This is a genomic window from Geodermatophilus sp. SYSU D00691 (genome assembly GCF_054050275.1).
This window is the reverse complement of the sequence record NZ_JBJGYZ010000004.1, coordinates 132,764-149,452: the sequence shown is the minus strand read 5'-3', so window position 1 is coordinate 149,452 and position 16,689 is coordinate 132,764. Positions and strand designations below refer to the sequence as shown.

At 73.6% G+C, this 16,689-nt stretch carries 14 protein-coding genes; 1 reads left to right on the top strand and 13 read right to left on the bottom strand.

Translation table 11 applies throughout. The features are described from left to right. Positions 1–164: 164 nt before the first annotated feature. A complete protein-coding gene (locus ACI797_RS04395; protein WP_456857285.1) occupies positions 165–1,052 on the bottom strand; it encodes a hypothetical protein in 888 nt (295 codons plus the stop codon). Positions 1,053–1,390: 338 nt separating this feature from the next. On the opposite strand from ACI797_RS04395, the gene ACI797_RS04390 reads away from it, so the two are divergent. Further along, on the top strand, positions 1,391–1,693 hold the full coding sequence (locus ACI797_RS04390; protein ID WP_456857284.1) for a helix-turn-helix transcriptional regulator: 303 nt from the start codon (positions 1,391–1,393) through the stop codon (positions 1,691–1,693). Here ACI797_RS04390 and ACI797_RS04385 read toward each other — a convergent pair. The 12 genes from ACI797_RS04385 to ACI797_RS04330 form a co-directional block, all read right to left on the bottom strand. After that, positions 1,674–2,630 (bottom strand): baeRF3 domain-containing protein, encoded by a 957-nt coding sequence (locus ACI797_RS04385; protein WP_456857283.1) that lies wholly within the window; start codon positions 2,628–2,630, stop codon positions 1,674–1,676. The genes ACI797_RS04390 and ACI797_RS04385 overlap by 20 nt on opposite strands. Continuing rightward, on the bottom strand, positions 2,627–3,604 hold the full coding sequence (locus ACI797_RS04380) for a TerC family protein (protein WP_456857282.1): 978 nt from the start codon (positions 3,602–3,604) through the stop codon (positions 2,627–2,629). Before ACI797_RS04380 ends, ACI797_RS04385 begins: the two co-directional genes overlap by 4 nt. 297 nt (positions 3,605–3,901) lie before the next feature. Next, entirely contained in the window at positions 3,902–4,354 is a 453-nt protein-coding gene (locus tag ACI797_RS04375) for a chemotaxis protein CheW (protein ID WP_456538454.1), read from the bottom strand. A gap of 5 nt (positions 4,355–4,359) precedes the next feature. Further along, complete coding sequence (locus tag ACI797_RS04370) at positions 4,360–6,837, bottom strand: chemotaxis protein CheA (protein WP_456857281.1); 2,478 nt, start codon at positions 6,835–6,837, stop codon at positions 4,360–4,362. Positions 6,838–7,007: 170 nt separating this feature from the next. Beyond that, positions 7,008–8,633, bottom strand: a complete 1,626-nt coding sequence (locus tag ACI797_RS04365) for a methyl-accepting chemotaxis protein (RefSeq protein ID WP_456857280.1) — start codon at positions 8,631–8,633, stop codon at positions 7,008–7,010. Between the two features lie 358 nt (positions 8,634–8,991). Then, positions 8,992–10,599, bottom strand: a complete 1,608-nt coding sequence (locus tag ACI797_RS04360; RefSeq protein ID WP_456857279.1) for a methyl-accepting chemotaxis protein — start codon at positions 10,597–10,599, stop codon at positions 8,992–8,994. A gap of 293 nt (positions 10,600–10,892) precedes the next feature. Continuing rightward, positions 10,893–11,465 (bottom strand): MCP four helix bundle domain-containing protein, encoded by a 573-nt coding sequence (locus ACI797_RS04355; protein WP_456857278.1) that lies wholly within the window; start codon positions 11,463–11,465, stop codon positions 10,893–10,895. Between the two features lie 280 nt (positions 11,466–11,745). Beyond that, positions 11,746–13,353, bottom strand: a complete 1,608-nt coding sequence (locus tag ACI797_RS04350; protein ID WP_456857277.1) for a methyl-accepting chemotaxis protein — start codon at positions 13,351–13,353, stop codon at positions 11,746–11,748. A gap of 312 nt (positions 13,354–13,665) precedes the next feature. After that, on the bottom strand, positions 13,666–14,409 hold the full coding sequence (otsB, locus tag ACI797_RS04345; protein WP_456857276.1) for a trehalose-phosphatase: 744 nt from the start codon (positions 14,407–14,409) through the stop codon (positions 13,666–13,668). Further along, positions 14,406–15,815, bottom strand: a complete 1,410-nt coding sequence (locus tag ACI797_RS04340; protein WP_456857275.1) for an alpha,alpha-trehalose-phosphate synthase (UDP-forming) — start codon at positions 15,813–15,815, stop codon at positions 14,406–14,408. The genes otsB and ACI797_RS04340 overlap by 4 nt, the downstream gene beginning before the upstream one ends. A 45-nt stretch (positions 15,816–15,860) precedes the next feature. Then, entirely contained in the window at positions 15,861–16,226 is a 366-nt protein-coding gene (crcB, locus tag ACI797_RS04335; RefSeq protein WP_456857274.1) for a fluoride efflux transporter CrcB, read from the bottom strand. Continuing rightward, positions 16,223–16,672 (bottom strand): fluoride efflux transporter FluC, encoded by a 450-nt coding sequence (locus ACI797_RS04330; protein WP_456857273.1) that lies wholly within the window; start codon positions 16,670–16,672, stop codon positions 16,223–16,225. The genes crcB and ACI797_RS04330 overlap by 4 nt, the downstream gene beginning before the upstream one ends. Positions 16,673–16,689 lie beyond the last annotated feature (17 nt).

Sequence of the window (16,689 nt, the reverse complement as noted above, 5' to 3'; positions counted from 1 at the left end):
GAGCAGGTCCGGGTCAGCGTGACCGGACGGACTCGGAACCGACGCGCGCAACGCCGCGCCCCGCCATTTCTTCACCCACCCGAGACCGATCCCGGAATTGTCGGAATGTCGACCTGGGAAAGGCGCTCAGCGCATTGTCGACAAACGGGTGCGGCGCGGGACGGCTACTGCGCGGCGGTGACCCGCAGCCAGGGGGCGCGGAGCACGGCGAGCGAGCTCTCGTCGAGCAGGTCGGCCATGGCGACGCCCTGCACGCACCCGGCGACGGCGTTCCAGACGCCGTGCGCGCCGTCGCGGCCGTCGAAGCCGCCGGCGGTGAACGCGCGGACGGCGTGCAGCTGGGCGGCGGCCAGGGTGCGGGTGCGCCCGGAGACGTGCGCCGCCCAGCACGCGTCGTGCATGGCGCTGGCCCACGGGCGGTGCTCGGTGCGCCCCTCGTCGACGGCGGCGCGCCAGCGACCGCGGCCGGCGGCGTCGAGCCCGGTGACGGCGGCCAGCAGCCCGGCCAGCTCGTCGGTCGCCGGCCCGAGGTCGGGCAGGTCGCCCCAGCCCACCGCGGCGCGGTGGTAGGCGGCGGTGAGCTCGCGGTGCACCAGCGGCGGCAGCACGTCCTGCGCCCAGAACCCGACGGCGGCGTCGGCCAGGACGTCGGCGGCCTCGGCGCGCACGTCCCCGTCGACGATGGCGGCGTGCTCGGGCCCGAGCACGTCCTCGCGCAGCAGCCGCTCCAGCGTGGGGGCGTTGCCGATCGTGCCGCGCTCGAGCTGCTCGACCAGGACGGCGGTGCGGTCCTCGGCCCCGGTCACCCGGCCGGCCACGCCGCTGACGTGCGGGACCCCGGAAGCCAGCTCCCGGGCCCGGCGCGACCGGACGGCGAGCACCCCGCGCTGCTCGGCGGTGGCCTCCCGGCCCGGGTGGGCGGCGGCCAGCCGCTCGAGGGTGGCGGCGTCGGCGTTGAGCCCCGTGAGCAGCACCTCGGCGACGTTCCGGCCGGCGGGCAGCCGCACCAGGTCGAACCCGAGCGTCGCGGCACTGACCAGCGAGTAGGGCACGGCGACGCCTCCAGCGGGCTCCCGGGAAGTGGGCCCGTCCACTGTGACGGTCCGGAGCCGTCCACGCCACGCGGCCGTCACCCGATCGCCGGAGGTGCGGTGGGGGGCAGCCGCGTGTCCGGCTGCTTTCCGTCCCCCACCGGTTGCTCTGAGTGACGAGCCGGGGCGCGGGGTCGCGATCCGGTCGACCGCCGTCCGGGTCGACCCGCGCCGGCGGCCGTGGAGCCGCGGCACGGCACGGCTCCACGGCCGCTCGTGCGGGTCGACCCTCGTCCGAGCAGGGCGCAGAGGCCGAGGCCTGGCGGAGGTCGTGGCACTCCCCGTCCTACGGTGCCGCCATGGCGGAGTGGACCTTCTTCACCAACCACGCCCACGTCCTGGTCTGCATCGCTCGCGATCCGGACGTCCGCCTCCGCGACGTCGCCGCGCGCGTCGGGATCACCGAACGCGCGACGCAGCGCATCCTCGCCGACCTGGTGGAGGGCGGGTACGTCGAGCGCTCGCGGGACGGCCGGCGCAACCGCTACCGGGTGCGTCCGGACCGCCCGCTCCGCCACCCCGTCGAGCAGCCGCACCGGATCGGGGAGGTGCTCGCGCTGATCCTCGGCGAGGAGCCGACCGTCACCGATCGCGAAGGGTGAGCGCGACGCGATCCGCGTGCGCCAGGGCGCCGTCCGACACCCAGGCGACCCACCCACCCCGCTGCAGCACCGTCTCGACGACCTCGTCGACGGCGTCGTCCAGGACGTCGGGGTGCTCGACGTCGGTCGCGGGGAGGAGGAGGTCGCCGTCCCCCATCACCCTCGCCGGGTGGAACAGGCCCTCCTCGACGGCGAGCATCTCGGGTCGCTCGGCCCGGGCGGCGAGCCACACGGCCGGCATCCCGGTCACGACCCGGCGACTGCCGGCCAGCCTGCGGGTGTTGCGCGACAGCCTGGCGAAGGCCGCCACCACCCGGGTGTCACCGGCCAGGACCAGCGGGGCGGGGTGCACGCGGAGGTGGGTCCCGAGCCCTCGGTCCACGGCGCGCAGGAAGGAGTCGCGGTCGCGGTCGCCGCACGGCATCGGGAAGGCCCCCGCCGGGGCGGGTACGAGGACGCCGGCGTGCCCGTCGAAGAGCTTGGCCTCCCGCGAGGTCAGGACCAGCAGGACGTGCCGAGGCGTGCGGTGCAGCGAGCGCACCAGGTCCCGCGTGGCGAACGTGGGGTCGACGACGGCGCGGTCGGGGACCTCGACCGTGAGGGCCCAGGCCGAGGAGTCGTGCGCGCCGACGTAGACGGCGACCGCGGCGCGCGTCGGCCTGGTGGCGGGGTCCGCCACCAGCTCGCGCAGCCGGGTGCTGATCGGCGCGGTGGCCGCCGCCCCGAACTCGCGGGCGACGCGGTCCGCCGCCCTGGTGGCCAGGCCGGTCAGCGTCGCGGCATCGGCGGCGGTCATCCGCTGCGCCGGTTCCGTGGTGCACAGCACCGAGACGGCGGGGTAGGAACGGACCGCCTGCAGGGCGATCACGTCGGCGGGCGTCGGCTGCGGCAGCTCGGCAGGCCGGCCCGCTCGGGCGTCCCGGAGCGCGCGGGTCACGACGCCTCCCGGGGGCCGGCGGGTGCGAGGGACGCGGACCGAACGCGCTCCCGGGTGGTCCACAGGCTCGCGCCGATGCTCACCGCCAGGGTGAGGACGATGACGCCGAGCGTGAGCGGGATCGGCAGCTTCCCGACCGGGGTCTCGGCGAGGACCAGCTTGACCCCGGCGAAGGCCAGCAGCACCGCGAGCCCGTAGTGCAGCAGGACGAACCGCTGCAGCAGCCCGGCCAGGCAGAAGTACAGGGCGCGCAGGCCCAGGACGGCGAAGGCGTTCGCCGTCCAGACCAGGAACGTGTTGGTCGTGATGGCGAGGACCGCGGCGACCGAGTCCACGGCGAAGACCAGGTCGGTCGCCTCGATGGCGACCAGCACGACGAAGAGCAGGGTGGCCGTCCGGCGGCCGTCCAGGCGGACGAAGAACCGGCTGCCGTGGTACTCCGGTGTCGTCGGCACGGCCCGGCGCACCAGCCGGACCAGCACGTTGCGCTGCGGGTCCACCTCGGCGCCGTGCCGGTAGGCCATCTTCCACGCGGTCCAGATGAGCAGCGCTCCCAGCAGGAACGCCGTCCAGCTCAGCGCCTCGAGCAGGCTCGCCCCGGCGAAGATGAAGACCAGCCGGAACCCCAGGGCACCGATGACGCCCCAGAAGAGGACCTTGTGCTGGTAGGCCGCCGGCACGGCGAAGGCGGCGAACACCATGGCGAAGATGAAGACGTTGTCCACCGACAGCGCCTTCTCGATCAGGTAGCCGGAGTAGTAGGCCCCGGCCACCTCACCGCCCTGCCAGAGCCACAGGACGGCGCCGAAGCCGAGGCCGATGCCGATCCAGACGGCGCTCCAGGTGGCCGCCTCGCGGAAGCCGATCTCGTGGTCGTCCCGGTGCAGGAACAGGTCGATCGCCAGCATCGCGGCGATGCCGACGGTGAGGGCGATCCACGCCCAGGCGGGCACGGCGAAGCTGAGGTCGTCCACACGCGGTCCTTCGACTCGGAGCCGAAGGTCTCTCCCGTCCACCGCGGTGTGCGGCGGACCGGTCGCGCCGGGCCCGGGAGGGCCGTACTGACGACGCGCCGCGCGGGGGTACTCCCCTTGTACGACAGCAGATTACCGATTTTTATGTCGTACATCAACCGCGGGGGGTACGGACGCAGCGGACCCCCGCCCCCACCTCGACGGGAGGGGGGACGGGGGTCTCGAGGTGTTGGAACGGCCTCCCTGCAGGGGCCCGCCGCGAGCGTGCGAGCGGTGGGGGGCAGGGAGGCCCTTCTCCTAGGCGGAGACGGCCTTCTGCACGTCGAGGGCCAGCAGCAGCTGCCCGCTGAGCTTGTAGGCCCCGCGGATCAGCTCGCGGGCCTGGCCGTCGAGCGTGTCCGGCGGCGTCTCGAAGTCCTTCGCCTCGACGTCGACGACGTCGGCGATCGAGTCGACGAGCAGGCTGACCGCCTCCCCGTGCAGGCGGACGACGATGACGACGGCGTCGGTGCCCTCGGGCCGCGGCGGGCGGCCGAGCCGCTCGCGCAGCTCGATCGCGGTGACGACCTGGCCGCGCAGGTTGATCAGGCCGGCGACCGCCGTCGGCGCCAGCGGCACCCGGGTGAGCCCCTGGCTGCGCAGCACCTCCTGCACATGCTCGACCTCGACGCCGTACAGGTCGCCGTCCAGCCAGAAGGTGGCCAGCTGACCGCTCGTGGCGGTCGCGGGCGTGGCGGTGGGAGCGGACACGGGGGTCAGACCTCCAGCAGCGGGGCCGCGACACCGTCGGTCGCCGGCGAGTGGTCGAGGGGGGCGGAGTAGAACGCCGGGTCGGCGGCGAGGATCGCGGCACGGACGTCGAGCAGCTCGGTCACCTTGTCGCCCAGGACGGCGGAGCCGAGCAGGCCCAGGTCGTCGATGTCGCTGCGGACCGCGGCCTCGCCGTCGACGATGTCGAGGATCTCCTCGACCACGATGGCGACGCTGCGCCCGTGGTCGGAGTAGACGATGACCTCGAGCACCTCGCGGTCGGTCTCGCCGTAGGCGCCCAGGTGCCGGTCGAGCCGCACCATCGGCAGGATCGCCCCGCGGTACTGCACGACCTCGCGGTTGCCGACCTTCTCCACGGTCTCGATGCGCACCTGCTCGAGCCGGGTGACGGTGTCGAGCGGGATCGCCACGCGCCGGCCGCCGCCGATGGCGGCCAGCAGCATCCGCTGCCGGTCGCGGTCGGTGCGCTCCGCCGCCGCGGCGGCCTCGCGAGACTCCTGGCGGTCCGTGGTCTCGGTGCGCAGGGCCCGGCGGGACAGCGCCTGGACGTCGAGGATCAGCGCGATCGCCCCGTCGCCGAGGACGGTGGCCCCGGAGTACAGCCCGATCGACTTCAGCTGGCCGCCGAGCGCCTTGACCACGATCTCCTCGGTGTTGAGGACGCGGTCGACGACCAGGCCGAAGCGGCGGCCCTCGGAGCGCAGCACCGCGATGACCACGTGGCCGTCGTGCCGGTCGCTGGGCAGCTCCAGGACGTCGGTGAGCCGCACCAGCGGCAGCAGCTCCCCGCGCAGGCGGTAGACCGGCGCGCCGCCGACCATCTCCACCGCGGTGGCCGCCTTCTCGGCGTCGAGGGCGACGAGCTCCTGCAGGCTGATCTGCGGGATCGCGTAGCGGTCGCCGGCGCACTCGACGGTGAGCGCCGGGACGATGGCCAGCGTCAGCGGGATGCGCAGCCGCATGCAGGTGCCGCGACCGGGCTGCGACTCGACCTCGATCGTGCCGCCGATGGACTCGATGTTCGTCTTGACGACGTCCATGCCGACGCCGCGGCCGGAGACGTTGGTGACCGCCGCGGCCGTGGAGAAGCCGGGCAGGAAGATCAGCTGCAGCAGGTCCTGCGGGCTCATGCGGTGCAGGGCGTCGGCGGTGATGAGCCCCCGCTCGACAGCTTTCGCCCCGATCCGGGCGGGGTCGATGCCCGCGCCGTCGTCGGCGACCTCGACCACGACCTGGCCGCTCTCGTGCTTCGCGCGGAGGGTGAGCACGCCCTCGGCCGGCTTGCCGGCGGCCTTGCGGACGTCGGTGGCCTCGATGCCGTGGTCGACGGAGTTGCGGACCAGGTGGGTCAGCGGGTCCTTGACCGCCTCGAGGAGGGTCTTGTCGAGCTCGGTGTCCCGGCCCTCCATCTCCAGCCGGATGCTCTTCTTCAGCTGCAGGCCGAGGTCGCGGACGACGCGCGGCAGCTTCGACCAGATGTGGTCGATCGGCTGCATGCGCGTCTTCATGACGCCCTCCTGCAGCTCGCTGGCGATGAGGTTCAGCCGCTGGGAGGCGCGGATCAGGTCCGTGTCGGTGGAGCGGGCGACGTTCTGCACGATCTGGTTGCGGGTGAGCACCAGCTCGCCGACCAGCAGCATGAGCTGGTCGAGCAGGTCGACGTCCACGCGGATGGTGCTGTCGGCGACGCCGCGGCGGCCGGCCTGGCCGGCGCCCTCGGCGGACGGCGCCCCCTCGCCCTCGGCGGCGTCGTGCTGGTCGTCGGCGGGCTGCCGCGGGGTCGGGATGCCGACCTCGGCGGCGGGGCGCTCCACCGTCGGCTCCTGCGGGGGCTCGGGCAGGACGACGTCGGCGACGAGGTCCTCGGCCGGGGCGACGACCGGCGCGGCGGCCTTCGCCGGCGCCTTCTTCGCCGCGGCCCGCTTGACGGGCGCCTTGGCGGCCTTGGCGGCGGGCTTGGCGGCGGGCTTGGCGGCGGGCTTGGGCGCGGTCCGGCGGGCACGCGTCGCCGGCTTCGCGGCGACCGGCGCGGCGGCGGCGGGCTCCTCGCCGGCCGTCGCGGCGGCCGGCTCGGGGACGTCCTCCATGGCGGCGCTGATGGCGGCGACGACGTCGGAGACGTCGACGCTGCCCTCGCCGCCGGAGGCCTCGATCGAGGTGAGCAGCGCGCGGACGGTGTCCACCATGCGCAGCAGGACGCTCGTCCGGTGCGGCGTCAGGGCCAGCTCGCCGTCCCGCAGCCGGGAGAGCATGTTCTCCCCGACGTGCGTGACCTCCTCCAGCCGGTTGAACGCCAGGAAGCCGCTGGTGCCCTTGATCGTGTGGATCGTCCGGAAGATGCTGGACAGCCGCTCCCGGGAGTTGGGCTCCTGCTCCAGGGCGACGAGGTCCGTGTCCAGCTGGTCGAGGTTCTCGTGGCTCTCGACCAGGAACTCCTCGACGATGTCGTCCAGACCGTCCACTGCTGCTCTCTTCTCTCAGTTCACGTCCGGAGCTCAGCGCTCCAGCTGTACTTATCGGCCGCCCGGGCCGCGATGTGGAGGTGGGCCCCGGCCGGGGCGCGGTGGTCCGCGCCCCGGCCGCGGCCCCCTGCAGGGCCCCGCCGCGGGCGTGCGAACGGCGGGGGGTCCTTCTAGTAGGTGAAGGTGGCCACGGTGCTGCGCAGGTCGGCGGCCATGCGCGAGAGCTCGTCGACCGCGGTGCGGGTCTGCGTCAGCGCCTGCGTCGTCGAGTCGGCGGCCGTGGAGACGCCCGTGATGTTCTGGGCGATCTCACCGGTGCCGCCGGCGGCCTCCTGCACCGAGCGGCTCATCTCGTTCGTCGTCGCGGTCTGCTCCTCGACGGCGCTGGCGATGGTGGTCTGCCGGTCGCTGATCTGGGCCACGATCTGGCTGATCTCGGCGATGGCCGTCACGGCGGCCCCGGTGTCGGCCTGGATGGCCTCCACCCGTCGGGCGATGTCCTCGGTCGCCTTGGCGGTCTCCTGGGCCAGTTCCTTGACCTCGTTCGCGACGACCGCGAAGCCCTTGCCCGCCTCGCCGGCGCGGGCGGCCTCGATGGTCGCGTTGAGGGCCAGCAGGTTGGTCTGCTCGGCGATCGAGGTGATCACCTTGACCACGTTGCCGATCTCCGCCGACGACTCGCCCAGCTTCGACACGGTCGCGGTGGTGGTCTCGGCGGCGCTCACCGCGCGGGCGGCGACCTCCGACGCCTCGGCCGCGTTCGACGCGATCTCCCGGATCGACGCCCCCATCTGCTCCGCGCCGGCCGCCACCGTCTGCACGTTCCGGCTGACCTCCTCCGCCGCCGACGCGACGACACCGGACTGCGCCGAGGTCTCCTCCGCCGACGCCGAGATCTGCGCCGAGGACGCCGACAGCTCCTCCGACGAGGCCGCCACCGCGTCGGCCGAGGCCACCACGGAACCGAGGACCGACCGCAGGTTCCTCTGGGCGTCGGCCAGGGCCGACGCCATCCGGCCCAGCTCGTCCCGACTCCTCACGTCCGGGGTGGTGGTCAGGTCGCCCTGGGCGAGGGCCTCCACGGAGGTCTGCACGGAGCGCACCGTCGCGACGAGCCGGCGGACGACGACGACGGTGAGCGCACCGGCGATCGCGATACCCACGCCGAGGGACACCCACAGGGTGAGAACGGCCGAGGAGGCGATCGCCCCCGCGTCGTCGGTGTCGGCCTGACCTGCGGCCACGCGGCGGTCCTGCATCGCGGCGTACGCGTCCATGATCTCGTCGGAGCTGCCCTGCAGGGGTCCGGTGATCAGGGCAGCGGCGGTGGCGAGGTCACCGGCGTCCGCCGCCGGGATCAGCTGCCCGTCGGCGATCGCGTAGTACTCGTCCACGAAGCCGCGGAACTCCTCGAACGCCTCCTTGTTGACGGTGACCTCGGCGTAGGCGTCCAGCTGCTCGTCGATGGTGGTGCGGCGCTCGGCGAGGTCGGCGAGCAGGGCGGCGCGCTGCTCCGGGTTCGCCAGCGGGTAGGTGTTGTACCGGGACCGGTCGCCCTGCCACGAGCGCTGGATGTTCGCCAGGTCCGCGAGGGTGCCGACGTTCTCGTTGATGCGGTCGGACGCCGCATGCAGCGAGGAGATCCGCGTGACGGCGATGACCGTCATGGCGACGGCCACGACGGCGAGCAGGGCGACGGCGGCGCCGATCTTCACGCCGATCGGACGATCGGCGAACCAGCCGCCCCGGCGCGGGGCAGGTGCGCCGACGCGGTCGTCGGTCAGGTGGTCGGGCATGGGGGTGCTCCTCGGGCGGCCGCCGTGGCGGGGATGGGGCAGGGGGAAGGGCTCGCGGTGGCGACGGCGTCGGCTCCGGTGCGAGTGCCGGTCCGTGTGCTGCGCACCGCGACCGACGGGAAGGACCATAAATGCGAAAGCGGACGTTCCGGTCCCTTATCTGCGGCGCGTCGCGCACTTTCCGCCCGGCACCGGCAGAAAGGGACTTCAGCCCTGGCGACGGCCCGGTCGGTGCATTGTCGCGGAATGGTTCCCGTGGCTGCATGTCGACAATTTCGGGACGTCGAGGAGCGGCCCGGAATGGCGACGGGGCCGTGCGCACGTCGTCGTCCGCACGGCCCCGTCGTGATCGGTCCGATCAGTAGTGGAAGCGACCCACCGTCCCCCGCAGGTCCGCCGCCATCCGCGACAGCTCGTCGACCGCGGTGCGGGTCTGCGTCAACGCCTGCGTCGTCGACGCGGCGGCGGTGGACACGCTGCCGATGTTGTCGGCGATCTGACCCGTACCGCCGGCGGCCTCCTGCACCGAGCGGCTCATCTCCGTGGTGGTGGCCGTCTGCTCCTCCACCGCGCTGGCGATGGTGGTCTGCCGGTCGCTGATCTGGGCCACGATGGCCGAGATCTCCTCGATGGCGGCGACGGCGGCCCCGGTGTCGTGCTGGATCGTCTCGACGCGGCGGGCGATGTCCTCGGTGGCCTTGGCCGTCTCCTGGGCCAGCTCCTTGACCTCGTTCGCCACGACCGCGAAGCCCTTGCCCGCCTCGCCGGCGCGGGCGGCCTCGATCGTGGCGTTCAGCGCCAGCAGGTTCGTCTGCTCGGCGATCGACGTGATGACCTTGACGACGTTGCCGATCTCGGCCGACGAGTCGCCCAGCTTGGCCACCGTCGCCGTCGTCGTCTCCGCCGCCGTGACGGCACGCGCGGCGACCTCCGACGCCTCCGCCGCGTTCGACGCGATCTCCCGGATCGACGCCCCCATCTGCTCGGCCCCCGCGGCCACGGTCTGCACGTTGCGGGAGACCTCCTCGGCGGCCGCCGACACCACACCGGACTGGGCCGAGGTCTCCTCGGCCGAGGCCGAGATCTGCGCGGAGGACGCCGACAGCTCCTCCGACGACGCGGCGACCGCGTCGGCGGACGCGACGACGGAGGACATGACCTGCCCGAGGCTCTCCTGCGCCTGGTCCAGCGCCGCCGCCATCCGGCCGAGCTCGTCGCGGGACTCCACGCCGGTGCGGACGGTCAGGTCGCCCTGGGCCAGCGCCTCGGCGGTCCGCTGCACCGAGCGGACGGTCCCGGTGATGCGCCGGATGATGAGCACGGTCGCGACGCCGGCGACGACGACCGAGCCCAGTGCGGCGACGACGAGCGTGAGGACCGCCGCGCTCGCCGCGTCGGCAGCCTCCGCGTTGCGGGCCGCGGCCTGCGCGGACTGGGCGACGCCCTCCTCCTCGAGGCCGTCGGCGACGTCGGTCAGCAGCGGGCTGGAGACCTCGCGGTAGATCTGCGCGTAGGCGGTGAGGTCGCCCCGGTCGGCGGCGGGGAACAGCTGGCTCTCGTTGGTGGCGAGGAACTGCTCGCGCGCACCCAGGTACTTGTCCATCGCCGCCTGGTCGACGACGTACGGCTCGTACTCGGCCAGCGCCGTCTCGACGTCGGCCTGCTTCTCGTCCATCTCGCCGCGCAGCTCCTCGCGGCGCGCCGGGTCGGAGACGGCGTACTCGAGCACGCGGGCGCGGTGCGCCGCGGTCGCCCGCTGCACGGCGGACAGCGCGTTCAGCGGCTCCAGGTTCTCGGTGTAGATCTGCTCCTGGCCGTCGCGCAGCTCCTGGATCCGCAGGATCGCCAGCGCGTTGGTGGCCAGGACGACGATCGCGAGCAGCGCGACGGCCGCCCCGATCTTGGCGCCGACCGGCCGGTCTGCGAACCAGCCTCCTCGTCGGCGGGAGGTGGTGCGCTGGGACATCGGTTCTCCATGGGGTCTCGGTGCAGGAGAGGAACGCGTTCATCGTGGGGCTGGAGAGACTGCGCCGGCACCATTGGTAGGTCCATTCCGCGCAATTGTTACGAGCTGCCCGGGTCACCGTTCCGGACGGCGTGATTTGTCGACACGGCGGACATTGACCGGGGTCGTGCGGACGATGTCCGCACGACCCCGGAATGGTGGGGGAGGTGCCGGTCAGTACGTGAAGCGGCCCACCGTTCCGCGCAGTTCCGCCGCCATGCGGGAGAGCTCGTCGACGGCGGTGCGGGTCCGGGTCAGGCGTGGGTGCTCGAGTCGGCCGCGGCGGCCGCCTGTGCGTCGCTCTCGACGGCGTAGGGGTCCATCACCGCGGCGGCGAGCGGTTTCTCGTCGCCGAAGCGGAACGCGGCGCCGTGGTCCAACGCGGCGCCGTGGTCCATGGCGAGCAGGGCCCGTTCGGTGGCGGCGTAGCAGGCGGTGACGCCCTCGGTGAAGGCGCTCCAGGCGGCCTCGTCGGCCTGGCTGCCGTCGTACTCGCCGATCAGCGCCTGCAGCTCGCCCTGCCGCTCCTCGAGGTCGGCCCGCAGGTCGGCGCGGGTCGCGGGATCGGCGACGGTGTAGGAGAGGACGCGCACGCGGTCGCCCTGGAAGCTGCGCTGGATCGCGCCGAGGGTGACCAGCGGCTCGACGTCCTGCTGGTGCAGCCGCAGCTCGCCGTCGCGGAGGGACTGGGCACCGCGGACGGTGAGCACCGCGGTGACGACGGCGCCCAGGGCCATCAGGGCGACCAGGACGCCGATCGTGACGGCGACCGGCCGGTCGGTGAACCAGCGCGCACTGCGGGCTGGCGGTCGAACAGGGGCGGACATGCGGGGACTCCCGTGCACGGACCGACGAAGTGCGCTGCGCGGTGTCCCTGGAACCCAGGAGTCACAGGCGTTGCACCGACGGGAACAGGTCGGTCCGGATCGGCTCCCCGCTATTGCGCGGGCGTGTTGGACTCAGCCGTTGAAAGCAGTTCGCTCACTCTCCCCTCGAATGTCGACAAGACGTCCGGAATGGTCGGAGACCATTCTCTCGTCGCTGCGGCGGGGGTGGCGGCGCCCTCGCGCCACCCCCGCCCGGGACCATTCCCCGCGAGCGGGCCCGTCAGTAGGTGAAGCGGCCGACCGTCGTCTTCAGCTCCGCGGACATGCGCGACAGCTCGTCCACGGCGACCCGCGTCTGGCTCAGCGCCTGGGTCGTGTCGCCGGCGGCGGCGGACACGCTGGTGATGTTCTCCGCGATCTGGCTCGACCCGCTGGCCGCCTCGGTGACCGAGCGCGACATCTCCTGCGTGGTGGCGGTCTGCTCCTCGACGGCCGAGGCGATCGTGGCCTGGCGGTCGCTGATCTGCGCGACGATCTCGGAGATCTCCTCGATCGCGGCGACGGCCGCCGACGTGTCGCCCTGGATGGCCTCGACGCGGCGGGCGATGTCCTCGGTGGCCTTGGCCGTCTCCTGGGCCAGTTCCTTGACCTCGTTCGCGACGACCGCGAAGCCCTTGCCCGCCTCGCCGGCGCGGGCGGCCTCGATCGTGGCGTTGAGGGCCAGCAGGTTGGTCTGCTCGGCGATCGAGGTGATCACCTTGACCACGTTGCCGATCTCGGTGGAGGACTCGCCCAGCTTGGCCACGGTCGCGGTGGTCGCGGCCGCGGCGTTGACCGCCTTGTTGGCCACCTCGCTCGCCTCGGCGGCGTTGGAGGCGATCTCGCGGATGCTGGCGCCCATCTGCTCGGCGCCGGCGGCGACGGTCTCCACGCTGCGCGAGACCTCCTCGGCGGCGGAGGAGACGACGCCGGACTGCGCGCTGGTCTCCTCGGCGGAGGCGGCGATCTGGGTGGCCGAGGCGGAGAGCTCCTCGGCGCTGCCGGCGACGGCGCCGGCCGAGCCGGCCACCAGGGCCAGCACCTCGCGGAGGCTGGCCTGGGCGGCGTCGAGCGCCGCGGCCATCTGGCCGACCTCGTCGGTGCTGCGGATGCCGGTGGACACGGTGAGGTCCCCGGTGGCCAGCGCCTCCAGCGAGGCCTTGACCCGGCGGACCGGGCCGGTGATCGAGCGCATGGTCAGGACGGCGATGACGACGAGCAGCGCCAGGCCGACGACGGCGGTGACCACGCTGATCACCTCGGTGCGGACGATCGTGTCGTCGAGGGCGACCTGGGCGGCGTCGGACTCGGCGGCGAGGGCGTCCTTGGCGGCGGAGACGGCACCGTCGGTCAGGTCGTTGGCCGCCTGGATCTGCTCCCACTGCACGCGGGCGGCGGCCTGGTCGGCGACGGCGCTGTCGACGAAGGCGCTGATGGCGGCGGTGTAGTCGCCGTAGGTGGCCTGCAGGTTGGCGACGGTGGTCGCGCTCGCGCCGGTGAGCTCGATCGTGCGCAGCTCGGCGAGCAGGGCCTCGGGGGTGGCGATGTCGTCGGCCAGCTCACCGAGCTGCTCGGCCGGGTCGTCGCGGACGATGGCCTTGAAGCCGTCGACCTTGAGCTCGCTGGCCCGGGTGTCGAGCTGGAGGACGAGCTCCTGGGCGTGGTTGAGGCGCTCGAGGTCGCCGTTGGCGTCCTGGATGTTCGTGATGCCGATCAGCACGGCGCCGAGCAGGCCGCCGAAGGCGAGCACGACGACGGCGATCAGCGAGCCGAACTTGACCGCCAGCGGCCGGTTGGCGAACCAGCCGGGCGGCCGCGCGGCCTTCTGCGGGGTGGAGGCGGAACTCATGACGGAACTCCTGGGAATGCGAGCGGGGAATGGCGCACGCAGATTGTTGCCACTCCAGTCACACGCGTCGCGCTGATTCCACCCGGGAGACTGAATTGTGTCCGAGGCGCGATACCGCCGTCTCGTCGCGACCATTTTGTCGACAGCGGGAAATGGTGGCGGTGCGCGGATCGGCGTCGGTCGGGGGAGGACGTGCAGGTCGGCCGGGCCGCCCCGCCGCATGTCGACACGAGGGAGACGGTCGCCGTCGAGGGACCGGCCGGCCACCGGGCGGCCGGGGTCGCCACGCCCGGCTCGGGGGCGCGGCGCGCCTCAGCTGAGCAGGTCGGCCAGCTCCTCCAGCACCGCGACGACGGCGGCCGGGTCGCTCACGCGGTGGGCCGCGACGGTCGGGCCCTCGCCCACCTTGATCGCCACGTCGTCCGGCCCGAGCACGCGGAACCCGTCCTCGTCGGTGACGTCGTCGCCGAGGTAGATCGCCGCCGCCGCCCCGAGGTCGGTCCGCAGGCGGCGCAGCGCGCTGCCCTTGTCGGCGTCGGTGACGGCCAGCTCGAGCACGGCCTTGCCCGGCTTCATCGTCAGTGACGGATCGGCCAGCGACCTGGCCCGCTCGAGCAGGGCCGTCCCCACGGCCGGTTCGGGGACCTGTCGCACGTGCACCGCGACGCTGGCGGGCTTGACCTCCAGGCGGGCGCCGGCGACCTCCGCCACGACGGGGGCCAGCCGCTCGGCGAGCGCGTCGCGCCGGTCGGCGAGCTCGCCGGTGAGGGGCCCGTCGAACTCGGCCCCGTGGCTGCCCACCCAGCGGTAGGCGCCGGTGAAGCCGCTGGTGCGCTGCAGGTCGGCCACGCCGCGACCGCTGACCAGCGCGACGGTCACGCCGTCGGCGGCGGCCACCCGCGCCAGCGCCTCCGCGACCCCGGGCTCCGGCACCGCGGCGGAGGGGTCCCCGACGAGCGGGGAGAGCACACCGTCGTAGTCGCTGGCCACGAGCAGCGGTCGGCGCGGGGCGACGGCGGCGAGCGCGGCGCGCAGGCCGGCGGGGACGGCGGTCACGAGGTGAGCGCGTCGAAGAACGAGCTGGCCCAGTGCTCGAGATCGTTGCGGATCAGGTGCCGGCGCATCGCCCGCATGCGCCGGCGGCCGTCGGCGGGGTCCTGCCGGAGCGCGCGCACCAGCTGGCTCTTGACCCCGGCGATGTCGTGCGGGTTCACCAGGTAGGCCTGCTTGAGCTCGGCGGCGGCGCCGGCGAACTCGCTCAGCACGAGCGCGCCGCCGAGGTCGCCGCGCGCGGCGACGTACTCCTTGGCCACCAGGTTCATGCCGTCGCGGTAGGGGGTCACGAGCATGACGTCGGCGGCCCGGTAGAGGGCGGCGAGCTCCTCGCGGGGCATCGACTGGTTGAAGTAGTGCACCGCCGGGCCGGCGATGGAGCCGAAGACGCCGTTGATGTGCCCGACCTGCTGCTCGATCGTCTCCCGCATGTGCACGTAGTGCTCCACCCGTTCGCGGCTGGGGGTGGCCACCTGCACCAGCACGGTCTCCGGCGCCGCGATGACGCCGTCCTCGAGGAGCTCCTGGAAGGCGTTGAGCCGGACGCTGATGCCCTTGGTGTAGTCGAGCCGGTCGACACCCAGGACCATCTTGTCGGGGCTGCCGAGCTCGGTGCGGATCTCCTTGGCCCGGGCGATGACCTCCTCGGAGGAGGCGAGCCGGTCGAACGACGCGACGTCGATCGAGATCGGGAAGGCCCGCGCCGCCACGGTGCGGCCCTCGTACTCGATGAGGTTGCCGCGGGTGGGGAGGTCGTGCAGCCGGCGGGCCAGCTGCACGAAGTTCGCCGCGGCAGCCGGCCGCTGGAAGCCGACCAGGTCGGCCCCGAGCAGACCCTCGATGATCGCCTGCCGCCAGGGCAGCTGGGTGAACAGCTCGTAGGGCGGGAAGGGGATGTGCAGGAAGAAGCCGATCGTCAGGTCGGGGCGGCGCTGCCGCAGCAGCGCCGGGACCAGTTGCAGCTGGTAGTCGTGCACCCAGACGGTGGCGCCCTCGGCCGCGACCTCGGCCGCACGGGCGGCGAAGCGCTTGTTGACCTGCACGTAGATGTCCCACCAGCGCCGGTGGTACTCGGGCTTCTCGACGACGTCGTGGTAGAGCGGCCACAGCGAGGCGTTGGACATGCCCTCGTAGTAGCCGTCGACCTCGTCCTCGGTGAGCGGCACCGGGATCAGGGACATGCCGCCGGACTCGAACGGCTCCGGGGCGTCACCGGCCGAGCCCGACCAGCCGACCCAGGCGCCGCCGCGGCCGGCGACGAACGGCTCGAGCGCCGTCACCAGTCCACCGGGGCTGCGCTGCCAGCGCGTCGTCCCGTCCGGGTCGGTGACCTGGTCCACCGGCAGCCGGTTGGCGACGACGACGACAGGGCTGTCCGCCCGCACGTGTCCTCCCTCGGTGCCCGCCATCGCTGCCGACCCTATAGATCGCCCGGGTCGACGGCACCCGGGGTCTCAGGCGAGGGCCGCGCCCAGGGCCCAGCCGAGCACCACCGCGGCCAGCCCCGTGACCAGCGACACCGCCACGTTGGCGGCGGCGAGGACCCGGGCCCGGGTCTCGAGCAGCCGCAGCGTCTCGTAGCCGAACGCGCTGTACGTGGAGAGAGCACCGCAGAACCCGGTCCCCAGGGCGAGACCGACCGCGGGGTGCAGCGCGTGCGCGGCGCCGGTGAGGAGGCCCAGCAGGAAGGACGCCACCACGTTGACCGTGAGCGTCCCCCACGGGAACACGCTGTCGTGCCAGGACTGCACCCAGCGGTCGGTGACGTACCGCGCAGGCGCGCCGACCGCGGCACCGAGCGCCACCCAGAGCCACGTCACCGGGCGGCTCCCGCTCGCCCGCGGACCGCCCACAGCCCCGCGGCGGCCCCGCCGAGCGCGGTCACGGCGGAGCCGGCCAGGTAGAGCAGCGCGAGACCCGGCCGGCCGGCGGACAGCAGAGGCGGGACCTGGACCATCGCCGTGGAGAACGTGGTGAACCCGCCCAGGAACCCGACACCCAGGAACGGCCGGGCCAGCGGGTGCGGGCGGTCCAGCCGGCCCAGCACGCCCATGAGCACACCGAGGAGGAGCGAGCCGACCACGTTGACGGCGAACGTCGCCCACGGCCAGCCGTCGGCGGGGGAGTCGACCAGCCGCTCGAGGGCGTAGCGGGCCTCGGCGCCCAGGACGCCGCCGACCGCGATCACCGCGAGGAAGGCGGGGGCGAGGGCCCGCTCCCGGCGCTGTCCCGGGTCGTGCAGGTCGACGTCCGGATCCACCACCATGGCGTGGGAACGATAGA

Excerpts from the sequence above, each read along its gene's own strand:
- ACI797_RS04390 (WP_456857284.1), top strand. The coding sequence starts at position 1,391 with ATGGCGGAGTGGACCTTCTTCACCAACCACGCCCACGTCCTGGTCTGC.
- ACI797_RS04365 (WP_456857280.1), bottom strand. The coding sequence starts at position 8,633 with ATGCCCGACCACCTGACCGACGACCGCGTCGGCGCACCTGCCCCGCGC.
- ACI797_RS04360 (WP_456857279.1), bottom strand. The coding sequence starts at position 10,599 with ATGTCCCAGCGCACCACCTCCCGCCGACGAGGAGGCTGGTTCGCAGAC.
- ACI797_RS04355 (WP_456857278.1), bottom strand. The coding sequence starts at position 11,465 with ATGTCCGCCCCTGTTCGACCGCCAGCCCGCAGTGCGCGCTGGTTCACC.
- ACI797_RS04350 (WP_456857277.1), bottom strand. The coding sequence starts at position 13,353 with ATGAGTTCCGCCTCCACCCCGCAGAAGGCCGCGCGGCCGCCCGGCTGG.
- ACI797_RS04340 (WP_456857275.1), bottom strand. The coding sequence starts at position 15,815 with ATGGCGGGCACCGAGGGAGGACACGTGCGGGCGGACAGCCCTGTCGTC.
- ACI797_RS04330 (WP_456857273.1), bottom strand. The coding sequence starts at position 16,672 with ATGGTGGTGGATCCGGACGTCGACCTGCACGACCCGGGACAGCGCCGG.